10 protein-coding genes and 1 pseudogene are annotated in these 13,406 nt (G+C 62.3%); 5 read left to right on the forward strand and 6 right to left on the reverse strand.

What is annotated here, in order from left to right; genetic code table 11:
• Positions 1-4: 4 nt before the first annotated feature.
• Complete coding sequence (locus JOY50_RS26075) at positions 5-943, reverse strand: RHS repeat-associated core domain-containing protein (protein ID WP_132843705.1); 939 nt, start codon at positions 941-943, stop codon at positions 5-7.
• Between the two features lie 152 nt (positions 944-1,095).
• Entirely contained in the window at positions 1,096-1,737 is a 642-nt protein-coding gene (locus tag JOY50_RS26080) for a TetR/AcrR family transcriptional regulator (RefSeq protein WP_132843703.1), read from the reverse strand.
• 239 nt (positions 1,738-1,976) lie between these two features.
• Between JOY50_RS26080 and JOY50_RS26085 the strand changes: the two genes are divergently transcribed.
• The 4 genes and pseudogenes from JOY50_RS26085 (at position 1,977) to JOY50_RS26100 (ending at position 8,641) form a co-directional block, all read left to right on the forward strand.
• The gene (locus tag JOY50_RS26085; protein ID WP_138737575.1) at positions 1,977-3,380 is read left to right on the forward strand and encodes an LLM class flavin-dependent oxidoreductase; all 1,404 of its coding nucleotides are present in this window, start codon (positions 1,977-1,979) and stop codon (positions 3,378-3,380) included.
• A gap of 389 nt (positions 3,381-3,769) precedes the next feature.
• Positions 3,770-4,081 (forward strand): annotated as a pseudogene (locus JOY50_RS26090) (hypothetical protein); the annotation flags it as partial.
• Positions 4,082-4,468: 387 nt separating this feature from the next.
• Positions 4,469-5,569 (forward strand): efflux RND transporter periplasmic adaptor subunit, encoded by a 1,101-nt coding sequence (locus JOY50_RS26095; RefSeq protein ID WP_043202647.1) that lies wholly within the window; start codon positions 4,469-4,471, stop codon positions 5,567-5,569.
• 6 nt (positions 5,570-5,575) lie between these two features.
• Entirely contained in the window at positions 5,576-8,641 is a 3,066-nt protein-coding gene (locus tag JOY50_RS26100; RefSeq protein WP_132843699.1) for an efflux RND transporter permease subunit, read from the forward strand.
• Positions 8,642-8,775: 134 nt separating this feature from the next.
• Here JOY50_RS26100 and JOY50_RS26105 read toward each other — a convergent pair whose 3' ends face one another.
• The 3 genes from JOY50_RS26105 to plsB all read right to left on the reverse strand — a co-directional run bounded on the left by JOY50_RS26105 (position 8,776) and on the right by plsB (position 12,461).
• The gene (locus JOY50_RS26105; RefSeq protein WP_019471068.1) at positions 8,776-9,465 is read right to left on the reverse strand and encodes a DUF4197 domain-containing protein; all 690 of its coding nucleotides are present in this window, start codon (positions 9,463-9,465) and stop codon (positions 8,776-8,778) included.
• Positions 9,466-9,498: 33 nt separating this feature from the next.
• Positions 9,499-9,897 carry a YbaY family lipoprotein gene (locus tag JOY50_RS26110; RefSeq protein ID WP_019471069.1) on the reverse strand — a complete coding sequence of 133 codons (399 nt, stop codon included), beginning with the start codon at positions 9,895-9,897 and terminating at the stop codon, positions 9,499-9,501.
• Between the two features lie 77 nt (positions 9,898-9,974).
• The gene (gene plsB / locus JOY50_RS26115) at positions 9,975-12,461 is read right to left on the reverse strand and encodes a glycerol-3-phosphate 1-O-acyltransferase PlsB (RefSeq protein ID WP_132843696.1); all 2,487 of its coding nucleotides are present in this window, start codon (positions 12,459-12,461) and stop codon (positions 9,975-9,977) included.
• A gap of 232 nt (positions 12,462-12,693) precedes the next feature.
• Here plsB and JOY50_RS26120 point away from each other — a divergent pair, with 232 nt between their 5' ends.
• Positions 12,694-12,903, forward strand: a complete 210-nt coding sequence (locus JOY50_RS26120; protein ID WP_016501179.1) for a cold-shock protein — start codon at positions 12,694-12,696, stop codon at positions 12,901-12,903.
• Positions 12,904-13,025: 122 nt separating this feature from the next.
• On the opposite strand, the gene JOY50_RS26125 is transcribed toward JOY50_RS26120, so the two are convergent.
• Entirely contained in the window at positions 13,026-13,403 is a 378-nt protein-coding gene (locus JOY50_RS26125; RefSeq protein WP_019471071.1) for a hypothetical protein, read from the reverse strand.
• Positions 13,404-13,406: the final 3 nt, after the last annotated feature.

Below are 13,406 nucleotides of genomic sequence, written 5' to 3' on the forward strand. Positions count from 1 at the left end.
CGGGCTAGTCTAAGCCCAAGTCAAAGTTCAAACCTGAATTCAGGGCCTCAGTAGCTGAATCCTCCCGTATTAACAGGAGTCTGGCCAGTAGACCGTCTAAGTCTGCTTCTATCTGTCTGGACTCTTGCGAGGCACGCGGACTCTGAGGCTGCGTGTTGGGGGCTTGGTTTGAGGAAGGAATAACAATTCCTTGTGAGCGCTGTATCTCTCTAAGATTCTCTTCCGGGTAGGTGAAACGGCCGGTTTGCGGATTTTCTGTTAGCTGCAGATATTCTGTGTACTCATTGTTGTACTTGTATCGGTTTTCTAAGACACCTTGTGCCCATGCGGACATTCCGGATACTTTGGTTTTCATTAGCTTGTCTGTCCGGTTGTTTCTTTTTATAAGCGACTTGCCCAACGCCCTGTATTCGTTGGCTGAAAATGATGGATCCGCATATTTCAATCGGGGAGCCAGTAAATCATATGAGTATTTGCGTGTTAACCGTTTTATGAAACTCCTGCCGCTCGGGTCGGCTCGGTTGATGGGATCATTACCGCAGTAGGCATAGGCATTGAGCCCGCCTTTGCCAAACGGTGATAAACGGTCCGCACTGTAAAAGCGCATCAATCCCGCGTTGTACAGGCGATGGCCATTACCCAGCAGGTAACCGATCGCTGAGGATAGACAAGTTTGCCCGGTAAAGCGCGACAGTATCTGGTGAGCGGCCGGTAAACTATCATCGCCATAAGGGCTGTAGGCAATGTCCGTTTGGCTTCCTGCATGGGCGGTAACTGTTGACGCTTGGGCATCGGTGGCCAAAAGCTGTGTTTGCGTGGATTGGCTGTTCGTTTCGCACAGGTTCTGGTTATTCGCGCTGACAACTGAATAATGAGTACTGCCTGAGTGCACTGTCGAGAGTTTGCTGCCCTTATAGAAGAGTTTAAGTGTTTGCGTGGACATGGTGGTGCGCTCATGTGGGGGGGGCGACATGAGAGTGTGTCAAGAGGATGCCTGGTCGGATACTGGCAAAAATGTCAGGTAGTACGCCGGTGGGGGCGCGGTCAATGGCATACGCGCGCCTACAAAGTGACCGCGTATGCCAGAAGATGCTTTCAGGGTTGGTACGCTCGCAAGAATACCCCCACCACTTCGCGCACATGCGCCTCGGCCTCGTCGCCCTCTAGCGGCCCCGCGCACCCCAGCAGCAAGCGGTAATCCGGTGCCCCCTTGACCAGGCAGAAGAAGTGCTCCGCCGCACGCAGCGGGTTGTCGATGCGCAACAGCCCACGCTCATCCGCGCCGCGCAGCAGCGCTTCCATCCCTGCCAGCACGCGCTTGGGCCCGGCTTCGTAGAAATATTCGCCAAAGCTTGGGTCCAGGCTGCCCTGGGCCATGATCAGGCGGCTGAGCTTGACCGCTTCGTCGCTGCTGATCAGTGCCTGGAAGCCACGGGCGATGGTCAGCAGCACCTCGTCCACCGGTGCCCCCTCGGGGTACTCGAACAGCAGGTCAGGCAGCTGGATCTGACAGGTGGCCATGACCGCCGAACAGAACAGGGTCTGCTTGTCGGTGAAGTGGCTGTACACGGTGAGTTTTGAAACACCTGCCGCCGCAGCGACCGCATCCATGCTGGTGTTGGCGTAACCAAGGCTGAGGAACAGGGCCTTGGCCGCTTCGAGAATCGCCTCGCGCTTGACCAGGTCCTTTGGCCGGCCTGGGCCGATGGGTGCGTCATTGGGCATTGTGGTCTGCATCTGGTTGAAGAATCCCCATCTTAACGGGTCAGGCGCGATCCGGCTAAAACCAGCTCACATTTGCCTGCTGTCTGCCAGCGGACAGTTGATCGACAGTGATGTCGTCGTTCAGGCATCAGTGCTGTTTATGTTTTAAGTAAATTGCTGATTTATAACGATTATTCTGTTGGCATGAATCGTGTTGATAAAGCTTCAAGGGCACCTGACAAAGGTGCCGAGCCTATCGAACAGGAATCCCCATGCCACGTGAAATTCGTTTGAATGCCTTCGAGATGAACTGTGTCGGCCACCAGTCACCCGGCCTGTGGCGGCACCCCAAGGACCGCGCCTGGCAGTACAAGGACCTGGACTACTGGACCGACCTGGCCAAGCTGCTGGAGCGCGGCAAGTTCGACGGCATCTTCATTGCCGACGTGATCGGTATCTACGATGTGCTGGGTGGCAATGGCGACGCGGCTATCCGCCAGGCGGCGCAGGTGCCGGTGAACGACCCACTGGCAGTGATCACACCCATGGCGCTGGTCACCGAACACCTCGGTTTCGGCCTGACCGCCTCGCTGACGTTCGAGCACCCGTACCCGTTCGCTCGCCGCCTGTCGACCCTGGACCACCTGACCAAGGGCCGCATCGGCTGGAATATTGTCACGTCCTACCTGGACAGCGGTGCGCGCAACCTGGGGCAGAAGGCGTTGAGCGACCATGATGCCCGCTACGACTACGCCGACGAGTACCTGGAGGTGCTGTACAAGTTGTTCGAGGGCAGCTGGGAAGACGGTGCTGTGGTGCGCGACCGCGAAACCGGCCTGTTCACCGACCCGCGCAAAGTCCACGAGATCCGCCACCACGGCAAGCACTTCCAGGTCCCAGGTATTCACCTGTGCGAACCTTCGCCGCAACGCACCCCCGTGCTGTACCAGGCAGGGGCGTCCAGCCGCGGCAAGCATTTTGCCGCCGGCCATGCCGAGTGCGTGTTCGTCGCCGCGCCGTCCAAGGTCATCCTGAAAAAGACCGTGGCCGACATTCGCCGCCGCGCCGCCGAGGCCGGGCGTGACCCGCGCAAGGTGCTGATCTTCAACATGCAGACGGTGATCGTCGACGAAACCGACGCCAAGGCCCAGGCCAAATGGCAGGAGCTGAAAAGCTACGCCAGCTACGAAGGCGCCCTGGCGCTGATTTCCGGCTGGACCGGCATCGACTTTAGCGAATACCAGCCTGACCAGGTGCTGGAGCATATCCACACCAATGCCATCCAGTCGGCCGTGGAAGCGTTTTCCACCGCCGACCCGAACAAGCGTTGGACCGTGCAAGAGCTGGCCGATTGGGTCGGCATCGGCGGCTTTGGCCCGCTGATCGTTGGCAGTGCGCAAACCGTGGCGGACGAACTGCAGGCCTGGGTTGAAGAAACCGATGTCGACGGCTTCAACCTGACCTATGCCCTGGCCCACGAAACCTTCCGCGACGTGGTCGAGCTGCTGGTTCCCGAGCTGCAGCAACGCGGCGCCTACAAGACCGAATACCGCGCCGGCACCCTGCGCGAGAAGCTGTTCGGCGACGGCCCGCGGCTGCCGGCCAGCCACCCGGCTGCGGGTTATCGCGACCTCAGCCGCAAAACCAAGCCGGCCAGCATCGCCGAACCGGTCTGAAATGCCAGGGCCGCTTTGCGGCCCTTCGCGGCGGTTCGGCGCACCGACTTGCCCGCTCCCACAGGTTAGAGCCAAGTCCTCCGAAGATATTTCTGATTTTTGCCAAAGGGGCTGTCCAGTTAGGCACTTCGGAAATATCCTACGACCCGCGTCCTCTGCCATCACCTGTTCAGTTGGAACCAGTGTCTCTAGGCTCTATCCGTCGCCGAACAACTTGGCGATCGGGTGTGGTAGCCCGGTTGCGCTTTTTCCATGGCAGCCTATGGCGGCTGTGCGTGGGAGGCTTTCGAGCCTGCCTGGATTGGAAAATGCCCGGGTCTACCACCTCGCGTACAGTCGCCACCCATTCACGTGGTAGCGATGGGTGGCGGCCTTGAGGAGCATTTTCCATGATGAAGAAAATAGTCCCCGACCCACCCCTTCCACGCACGTCCACCCGCCCCTTCGGCCGCTGCGATGCCGGCCATGATCCCCTCTTCACCGTCAACCCGAACATTTCCGCCGAAGACGCTTTGGTCCATGTAGCCCTGTACCTGCGCAGCGCCTACGAAACCGGATACAAAGCCCTGGACTACATGCGCGAAGAAGGCTGGGGCATGTTCTGGTCGAACCTACATGCGATTGAAATGGCAGAGGGTGTGATCGAGGCGATACTCGATGGCATCGAGTCGACACCCCCACCGACAAACCGAACACCACAGGTGTCCTCGACACCGACGCAAATCCCTGTGGGAGCGGCGGTGCGGCGGTCCGATTCACCCGCGAAAAGTACGACGCGGTGCATGGCACCGGCTTCGCCGGTGTTCGCGGGTGAACCCGCTCCCACAATATACGCGCTGCGCTTGCGATCACTGCTTCATGACCACCCGCGCAGCACTGGCCTCAGGACTGCTTGGCACCCCACTAATCTGCCATAGGAGCGAGCGCAGCTCGCGATGCGCCGCGCGGGCGGCGCTCGATCTCTCAGGCGCCAAAAGACTTCAGCCGTACCCCTGAAAAACCACCGCAAACCCTTCCCGACATCGACGGCCTGATTTAATATACTTTCCAGTACAAATATTCGAAGTGCCCTCGCGAAAGGATTCATCATGTTGCGCCATGCCTTGTCCATCGCCTTGCCTGCCGTTGCCGCGTTGTTACTGACGGCCTGCGGTCAGGAAGCCACCCCACCTGCCGCGCCGCGCCCGGCGCTGGTGGTGCAGCCGCAGCCGGCCGAAGCCGCTGCCGACAGTTACCCCGGTGAAGTACGTGCGCGCTTCGAGCCGGACCTGGCCTTCCGCATCGGTGGCAAGGTCACCAAGCGCCTGGTGGAGGAGGGGCAGCGAGTCAAGGCCGACCAGCCGCTGGCTGAGCTGGACCCGCAGGACGTGCGCCTGCAACTGGAAGCCAACCGCGCCCAGATGGCGGCTGCCGAGGCCAACCTGGCGCTGGTGCGCGCCGAGCGTGACCGCTACCAGAAGCTGCTGGACCGGCAGATGGTCAGCCATTCCCAGTTCGACAACGCCGAAAATCTGTACCGCGCCGGCCTTGCCCGACTGAAACAGGCCAAGGCCGAGTTCGACGTGGCTGGCAACCAGGCCGAATATGCCGTGCTGCGCGCGCCGCAGGCCGGGGTGGTTGCCAAGCGTCAGGTCGAAGTGGGCCAGGTGGTTGCCGCCGGGCAAACCGTGTTCACCCTGGCCGCCGATGGCGAGCGCGAAGTGGTGATCGGCCTGCCGGAGCAGCAGTTTGCCCGCTTTGCGGTGGGCCAACCGGTGAGCGTGGAGCTTTGGTCGCACCCGCAAGAGCGCTTCCAGGGGCGCATCCGCGAACTGTCGCCAGCCGCCGACCCACGCTCGCGCACCTTCGCTGCGCGCATCGCCTTTACCTCGACTGCCACGCCGGCGGAACTGGGCCAGAGTGCCCGGGTGTTCATCGCTCACGAGGGGCTGATCCCGTTGGCAGTGCCGCTGTCAGCGGTTACTGCGGAAAACGGCCAGGCCTATGTGTGGCGGGTCAACAAGGACAGCCGCCTCGAGCGGGCCGTGGTGCGCCTGGGGGCGTACGGCAGCGACAGCGTGCCAGTGCTCGAGGGCCTTGCCCCCGGCGACTGGGTGGTCGCCGCCGGTGGCCATGTACTGCGTGAGGGCCAGGAAATACGCCCTGTGGACCGCAGCAACCGTGTTGTGAAGCTGACGGCCAAGGAGTAAGTCCCGATGGGTTTCAACCTTTCTGCCTGGGCGCTGCGCAACCGCCAGATCGTCCTGTTCCTGATGATCCTGCTGGCGGCCATTGGCGCCATGTCCTACACCAAGCTCGGCCAGAGCGAGGACCCGCCATTCACCTTCAAGGCCATGGTCATTCGTACCCTGTGGCCGGGCGCCAGCGCCGAGGAAGTGTCGCGCCAGGTCACCGAACGTATCGAGAAAAAGCTGATGGAAACCGGCGAGTACGAGAAGATTGTCTCGTTCTCGCGCCCCGGCGAATCGCAAGTCACCTTCATGGCCCGCGACTCGCTGCATTCCAAGGACATCCCCGAGCTGTGGTACCAGATCCGCAAGAAGGTCGCGGACATTCGCCACACCCTGCCACCGGAGATCCAGGGCCCGTTCTTCAACGATGAGTTTGGCACCACCTTCGGCAATATCTATGCGCTGACCGGTAAGGGCTTCGACTACGCGGTGCTCAAGGACTACGCCGACCGCATCCAGATCCAGCTGCAGCGGGTCAAGGATGTGGGCAAGGTCGAGCTGGTGGGCCTGCAGGACGAAAAAATCTGGATCGAGCTGTCCAACCTCAAGCTGGCCACCCTCGGCGTACCCCTGGAGGCTGTGCAGCAGGCCCTGCAGGAGCAGAACGCGGTGAGCACCGCCGGCTTCTTCGAGACGCCCAGCGAGCGCCTGCAATTGCGAGTGAGCGGGCGCTTCGACAGCGTGGAGCAGATTCGCCAGTTCCCCATCCGCGTAGGTGACCGCACGTTCCGCATCGGCGATGTGGCCGAAGTGCACCGTGGCTTCAACGACCCACCCGCCCCGCGCATGCGCTTCATGGGCGAGGACGCCATTGGCCTGGCCGTGTCGATGAAGGACGGCGGCGACATCCTGGTGCTGGGCAAGGCCCTGGAAGGCGAGTTCGAGCGCGTGGCGCGCAACCTGCCGGCCGGCATGGAGCTGCGCAAAGTCTCGGACCAACCTGCTGCGGTCAAGGCCGGTGTGGGCGAATTTGTCCAGGTGCTGGTCGAGGCGCTGGTCATCGTGCTGCTGGTGAGCTTCTTCTCGCTGGGCCTGCGCACCGGCCTGGTGGTGGCGCTGGCCATCCCGCTGGTGCTGGCCATGACCTTTGCTGCCATGCATTACTTTGGCATCGGCCTGCACAAGATTTCCCTGGGCGCGCTGGTGCTGGCGCTGGGCTTGCTGGTGGACGACGCGATCATTGCCGTGGAAATGATGGCGATCAAGATGGAGCAGGGCTACGACCGGCTCAAGGCAGCCAGCTATGCCTGGAGCAGCACTGCCTTCCCGATGTTGACCGGTACCTTGATCACTGCGGCAGGCTTCTTGCCCATCGCCACTGCTGCTTCCAGCACTGGCGAATACACCCGCTCGATCTTCCAGGTGGTGACCATCGCCCTGTTGACCTCGTGGGTGGCGGCGGTGGTGTTCGTGCCCTACCTGGGCGAGCGCCTGCTGCCAGACCTGGCCAAGCTGCACGCTGCGCGCCATGGCAAGGACGGCCACGCGCCAGACCCTTACGCCACGCCGTTCTACCAGCGTGTGCGGCGGGTGGTTGAATGGTGCGTGCGGCGGCGCAAGACGGTGATCCTGCTGACCATCGCGGCCTTTGTCGGCAGCATCCTGCTGTTCCGCTTCGTGCCCCAGCAGTTCTTCCCGGCCTCAGGGCGCCCGGAGCTGATGGTTGACCTGAAGCTGGCTGAAGGCGCCTCGCTGGCCAATACCGCCGAGCGGGTCAAGCAATTGGAGGCACTGCTCAAGCAGCAGGACGGCATCGATAACTACGTGGCCTACGTGGGCACCGGCTCGCCGCGCTTCTACCTGCCGCTGGACCAGCAGCTGCCTGCAGCCAGCTTTGCCCAGTTTGTGGTACTGGCCAAGTCGATGGAGGACCGCGAGCGCCTGCGCAGCTGGCTGATCAGCACCGTGGACCAGCAGTTCCCCGACCTGCGTGCCCGCGTCACGCGCCTGGAAAACGGCCCGCCCGTGGGTTACCCGGTGCAGTTCCGGGTCACCGGCGAGCACATCGAGAAGGCCCGTGCGCTGGCCCGCGAAGTGGCCGAAAAGGTGCGCGAGAACCCCCATGTGGTCAACGTGCACCTGGACTGGGAAGAACCCAGCAAGGCCGTGTTCCTCGAAATCGACCAGGACCGCGCCCGCGCCTTGGGCGTGAGCACCGCGCACCTGTCTAGCTTCCTGCAAAGCTCATTGACCGGCACCACGGTCAGCCAGTACCGCGAGGACAACGAGCTGATCGAGATCCTGCTGCGCGGCACCCAGCAGGAGCGTGGCGAACTGGGTAACCTCGGCAGCCTGGCACTGCCGACCGACAACGGCCAGAGCGTGGCGCTGTCGCAGGTAGCGACCCTGGAGTACGGCTTCGAGGAAGGCATCATCTGGCACCGCAACCGCTTGCCGACGGTGACCGTGCGCGCCGATATCTACGACAAGGAGCAACCGGCCACGCTGGTGAAACAGATCGAGCCGACCCTGCAGGAAATACGCGCCAAGCTGCCGGATGGCTACCTGCTGGAAGTGGGCGGTACGGTTGAAGACTCCGAGCGTGGGCAGAAGTCGGTGAACGCAGGCATGCCGCTGTTCGTGGTGGTGGTGCTGAGCCTGCTGATGATCCAGCTGCGCAGCTTCTCGCGCACGGTAATGGTATTCCTCACCGCACCGCTGGGGCTGATTGGCGTGACCCTGTTCCTGCTGGTGTTCCGCCAGCCGTTCGGCTTTGTCGCCATGCTGGGCACCATTGCCCTGGCGGGGATGATCATGCGCAACTCGGTGATCCTGGTGGACCAGATCGAGCAGGACATTGCGGCAGGGATGGAGCGTTGGCAGGCGATCATCGAAGCCACGGTGCGGCGCTTCCGGCCGATCGTGCTGACCGCGCTGGCGGCGGTGCTGGCGATGATCCCGTTGTCGCGTAGCGTGTTCTACGGGCCGATGGCGGTGGCGATCATGGGTGGCTTGATCGTGGCCACGGCGTTGACCCTGTTGTTCCTGCCGGCATTGTATGCGGCGTGGTTCAGGGTGAAGAAAACCTGACTGACCTCATCGCCCTGCAGGAGCAGCCTTGTGCTGCGAAGAGGCCGGTGCAGCAAATGAAAATTCATCTTGCTGTCCCGGCCTCTTCGCAGCACAAGGCTGCTCCTACGAGGGTACTGCGGCCGCGTTGCGGATCAGAGGGCGCCGAAGACCTTCTTGGCCAGGCTGGTAGCGGCCTGCGCCGGGTTCTGGCGAATGGTCTGCTCCTGCTTGCCAATCATCTCGAACAGGCCGTCCAGCGCCTTCTCGGTCACGTAGTTCTCGATGCTGGCGCTCTTGGCGTCAACCACGCCCAATGCCACCGCCTGCCCGGCGAAGTTGTTGTACTGCTGGGCCAGGCCGACCTTGTCGGTGGCCTGCTTGACGATTGGCAGGAACTTCGCGCGGATCTGCTCGCGGCTGCTCTTGTTCAGGTACTGAGTGGCCGAGTCGTCACCGCCGCTGAGGATGCCTTTGGCATCCGTCACGCTCATGTTCTTCACGGCATCCACCAGAATCGCCTGGGCCTGCGGCACGGCGGCTTCAGCGGCCTTGTTCATGCTGGCTTCAAGGGCATCGACCTGTGCACCTTTGCCGAACATCTTCATGGCCTTGGCCGCTTTGCCCAGGTTGCCCGGCAATTCGATGCGCACGTCGGGGTTATTGCTGAAACCACCCGGGGTGCTCAACTGCTTGACGGCCAGCTGCGCGCCCTGGGTCAGGGTATCTTTCAGGCCGCCAGTGGCGTCTTTCTGGCTCAGGTCGCCCAGCGACAGGGCCAGTGCGCTGGCCGACAGCAGCAGGCCGGCGCACAGGGTGGAAAAACGCAGGGAAGTGCGGATCATGAAGCTTTCCTTGTAAACAGATGAAAACGGGTGTCAGCGAACCGGGTCGACCTTGATGCGTACAGATTTCGGGTCACTGCCGTCGAGCATGACACCATGGTGTTCGGTATTGATGAACAGCAGCTTGCCATCCAGCTCGATGCGCGCACTCACTGCATAGCGGTGGCCGGGTTTGACCTGGGCTGGGTCGTAGCTGAGGTGGAACGGCAGCGGCACGTTGCCTTTGACCGGGCCGGCCTGGCGGGCGAGGGTCACGGCAGGGGCGTCCATCAGCGAAACATCCTGCAGCTCCACGCTCAAGGTAGCCGCAGGCGGCAGGGCAATACGCTGCAGGTAGAAGACTTCACCGTCCAGGCTGGCCTGGGTGGATGGGGTTTGGCTGGAACAGGCTGCGAGCAGGGATGCGCAACACAGCATAAAGAGCTTTTTCATGGAATCTCCATAGGTCCTTGGAGCTGGCTTGTGGCCAACCCCAGGGACTTTAGCGGATTTTACCGGTAGATGAACCGTTAGAGGGTCGAAGTTTCCAGGCCATCGTCACGGTGCAGGGCCACCTGGCGGATCGACAGGCGCAGCTCGGCCGACAGCACACGCTTGGCCACGCCCTCGGCCAGCTCGGCGAGCTTGTCGTGGTAACCCAGCTTGCCTTGCCCGTCGGCATGCAGCACGCCTTGCTGGAGCAGGGTCTGGATGAAGTGGCGGAACAGCGTCTTGTCGAAGAACTCCGGGGCATTCAGGCCATGCAGGATCGACAGGCGCTGGGCCATCATCACGCACAGGTCTTCCAGCGCTTCGGCGCTGAGTGTGTTTTGCCCGCTGTTGAGCAGCAGCGAGGTGGCCATGTAGAAGCGCTGCAGGGTCTGGGTGATGGTGCGGGCGAGCAGGGTCAGCAGCACGAACTGCCGCGAGCTGGGCGCCGGGCGTACGTACACGTCGTTCTCCTGGCGCAGCAGGCCTTGCTCGACCAGCGCGGCCAGCCATTGGTCGATCACCTCGTCCAGTTGCTCTGGCGTCCAGCGCAGGAACAGTTCCGCCTGCAGGTACGGGTACAACGCGTGCACATACTGGCCCAGCAGTTCGCGGCTCATGCGCGAGCTGCTGAGGAAGAAGCTGGCCAGCAGCGCCGGCAGGGCGAAAATGTGCAGCACGTTGTTGCGGTAATAGGTCATCAGTACCGCATTGCCTTCATCCAGGTAGAGGATGCGGCCCAGGGCGTCCTTCTGCTCGGCCACCAGGCTCATGCTGCGCACATGTTCAATCAGTGCCTGGCCGTCGCCGTCGGGCAGGGTGGTGTGCGGCGAGTAGGGCACCTGGCGCAACAATGCCAGGTAAAGGTCGAGCACGCGGGTCAGGGCGCGTTCGTCCAGGGCCAGGCGGCTGGTGGACAGCAGCGCCAGGGCCACCAGGTTGACCGGGTTGATGGCGGCCGCCTCGTTGAGGTGACGGGCCACGGTTTCGCCCAGGCGGGTGGTGGCGGCGTTGAGCCAGGCTGGGCGGTACTGCGGGCCGTGATCCTGTTCACGCCAGCCGGGCTGTTGCTCATCGAGGAAACCGGCGAGGCGGATCGGTTCGCCGAAGTTGACGTAGACCTGGCCAAAGCGCTGCTTGAGCGCGCCAAACACTTTGAAGATGTCGAACACCGACTCCTTCTTTTTGCTGGCACCGCGCAGCTCGCCCAGGTAGGTGCGGCCTTCGAGCACGCGCTCATAGCCGATGTACACCGGCACGAACACCACCGGCGTGCGCGACGAGCGCAGGAAGCTGCGCAGGGTAATGGCCAGCATTCCGGTACGCGGTTGCAGCATGCGCCCGGTACGCGAGCGGCCACCTTCTACGAAATACTCGACCGGGAAACCTTTGGTGTACAGGGTGTGCAAATACTCGTTGAACACGGCGGTGTACAGCGGGTTGCCCTTGAACGTGCGGCGCATGAAGAAGGCGCCGCCACGGCGCAGCAGGTTACCCACCACCGGCATGTTGAGGTTGATGCCTGCGGCCACGTGCGGTGGGGTGAGGCCGTTGCGGAACAGCAGGTACGACAGCAGCAGGTAGTCGATGTGGCTGCGGTGGCACGGCACGTAGATCACCTCGTGGCCGGGGGCTATGCCCTGAACCTGTTCGATATGGTTGACCTTGATGCCGTCGTAGATCTTGTTCCAGAACCAGCTCAGGACCACTTCGAGAAAGCGGATGACCGTGTAGGTGTAGTCCGAGGCGATCTCGTTGCCATAACGCAGCGCCTGGGCTTCAGCTTTGGCCAGCGGCAGGTTCTCGCGTTGGGCCTCGTCGGCGATGGCCTGACGCACCTGCGGGGCATGGATCAGGCCTTTGACCAGGTTGCGCCGGTGCGAGATATCCGGGCCGATGACGGCGGTCTTGAGGTTGCGAAAATGCACGCGCATCAGGCGCTGGGCCATGCGCACGGTGCGCTCGTGCCCTTTGTTGTGCTGCACCAGTTCGCGCAGGTGGATCGGCGCGGAGAACTGCACCCGGGTCTTGCGCCCCAGAATCAGCACGGTCAGTAGCCGGCGCAGGCGCCCGGTCACCGCCCAGCTGTCGGCGAACAGCAGCTTCCATGGGCTGGATTCGCTGGCCGGGGTCTGCCCCCAGAACACGCTCACCGGAATGATCTGCGCATCTTCTTCGGCATGCTGGCTGACGGCAGCCACCAGGCGCTCAAGCGTGGGCGGGGCGCCGCTTTTGTCCTGGCGACCAAGCCAGTCCGGGTCGGGGGTCAGGTAAAAGAACCCGGCCGGCTCCTGCAGCGGGCCGACAGCCACCGGCAACACCGGGCGCGGCAGCCCCGCCTTGGTGCACTCGTGGTCGAGCACGGCCAAGTCGGTGAGCGAGGGTGAGGGCAGTGCATAGAACACCGGCCGGCTGCGGTCGAGGTTGAGGGTCATGGAAGACTGGTTGATGGTCTCGGAGCGCACCCACAGGTACAACAGGCGACGCAGGCCGCCGAAGATCAGGCGGTGCAGGGGGGAACGGGTCATGGGGTGTGTGCCCTGGGTGTGATTTTCAGGTGAGTATCCAGCTATTTAGTCTGCCGTATCGGCGTAAGTTCAGCAAAAATCGGCCAACGGCGGGACCGTCATCAATTTTTTTTGTTCTGTGTCATATACTCGGCCTGCCACTTGCAGGATATTTCAGCAAGCGGCGTTGGCAGGGGACCGTGAGCTCATGCCTGCAAGGCGATCTTCACAATAAAAATCCGGAGTAGTTCAGATGTCGTCTCGTGAGACTGGGAATGTAAAGTGGTTCAACGATGCCAAAGGCTTTGGCTTCATTCAGCGCGAAGGTGGTGCGGATGTATTCGTCCACTATCGGGCGATCCGCGGTGAGGGGCATCGTTCCCTGGTCGAGGGGCAGCGGGTTGAGTACTCCTGCGTGCAGGGCCAGAAAGGCCTGCAAGCCGAAGACGTAGTAGGGCTCTGAGCCTCTGGTTTCAAGCCGTAGGAGCGGGCTTGCCCGCAAAGCAGCCACCACGGTGGCTGCCACGGGCATGGCCCGTGTTCGCGGGCAAGCCCGCTCCTACAGAAACGAGCAAGGCTGTATTTTCAGGTTGTGCGCCAGGTGATTTCCTCTTCACCGTCGGCGCTGATGCGCACCCAGCGGTCGGCATCTTCTTCCCCGTCTTCCTCGACCCAGCCACCCGGCGCGCAGCGCACTTCCACACCCAGTGCGGCAAATGCAGCGCGGGCGCAGGCGACATCATCGGCCCATGGCGTCTGGTCGCTTTCCAGGTACAGGCTGTTCCATTTCCCTACAGCCTTGGGTAACCAGGTGACCGGAATGTTACCGGCCTTGCATTTGAACGTCTGACCTTTCTGCTGCCATTCGCTGCAGGGGCCAATCGCCTGGGCGAGCCACTCGGCAATCTGCTTGTGGTCGACGTCGGCGTCCTTCAGGTAGATCTCGATATCTGGTTGGCGCATAAG

Origin of the sequence: Pseudomonas sp. BP01 (genome assembly GCF_022760795.1) — a bacterium.
GTDB classification, from domain to species: domain Bacteria; phylum Pseudomonadota; class Gammaproteobacteria; order Pseudomonadales; family Pseudomonadaceae; genus Aquipseudomonas; species Aquipseudomonas putida_Q.

Excerpts from the sequence above, each read along its gene's own strand:
- JOY50_RS26075 (WP_132843705.1), bottom strand. The coding sequence starts at position 943 with ATGTCCACGCAAACACTTAAACTCTTCTATAAGGGCAGCAAACTCTCG.
- JOY50_RS26080 (WP_132843703.1), bottom strand. The coding sequence starts at position 1,737 with ATGCAGACCACAATGCCCAATGACGCACCCATCGGCCCAGGCCGGCCA.
- JOY50_RS26085 (WP_138737575.1), top strand. The coding sequence starts at position 1,977 with ATGCCACGTGAAATTCGTTTGAATGCCTTCGAGATGAACTGTGTCGGC.
- JOY50_RS26095 (WP_043202647.1), top strand. The coding sequence starts at position 4,469 with ATGTTGCGCCATGCCTTGTCCATCGCCTTGCCTGCCGTTGCCGCGTTG.
- JOY50_RS26100 (WP_132843699.1), top strand. The coding sequence starts at position 5,576 with ATGGGTTTCAACCTTTCTGCCTGGGCGCTGCGCAACCGCCAGATCGTC.
- JOY50_RS26105 (WP_019471068.1), bottom strand. The coding sequence starts at position 9,465 with ATGATCCGCACTTCCCTGCGTTTTTCCACCCTGTGCGCCGGCCTGCTG.
- JOY50_RS26110 (WP_019471069.1), bottom strand. The coding sequence starts at position 9,897 with ATGAAAAAGCTCTTTATGCTGTGTTGCGCATCCCTGCTCGCAGCCTGT.
- plsB (WP_132843696.1), bottom strand. The coding sequence starts at position 12,461 with ATGACCCGTTCCCCCCTGCACCGCCTGATCTTCGGCGGCCTGCGTCGC.
- JOY50_RS26120 (WP_016501179.1), top strand. The coding sequence starts at position 12,694 with ATGTCGTCTCGTGAGACTGGGAATGTAAAGTGGTTCAACGATGCCAAA.
- JOY50_RS26125 (WP_019471071.1), bottom strand. The coding sequence starts at position 13,403 with ATGCGCCAACCAGATATCGAGATCTACCTGAAGGACGCCGACGTCGAC.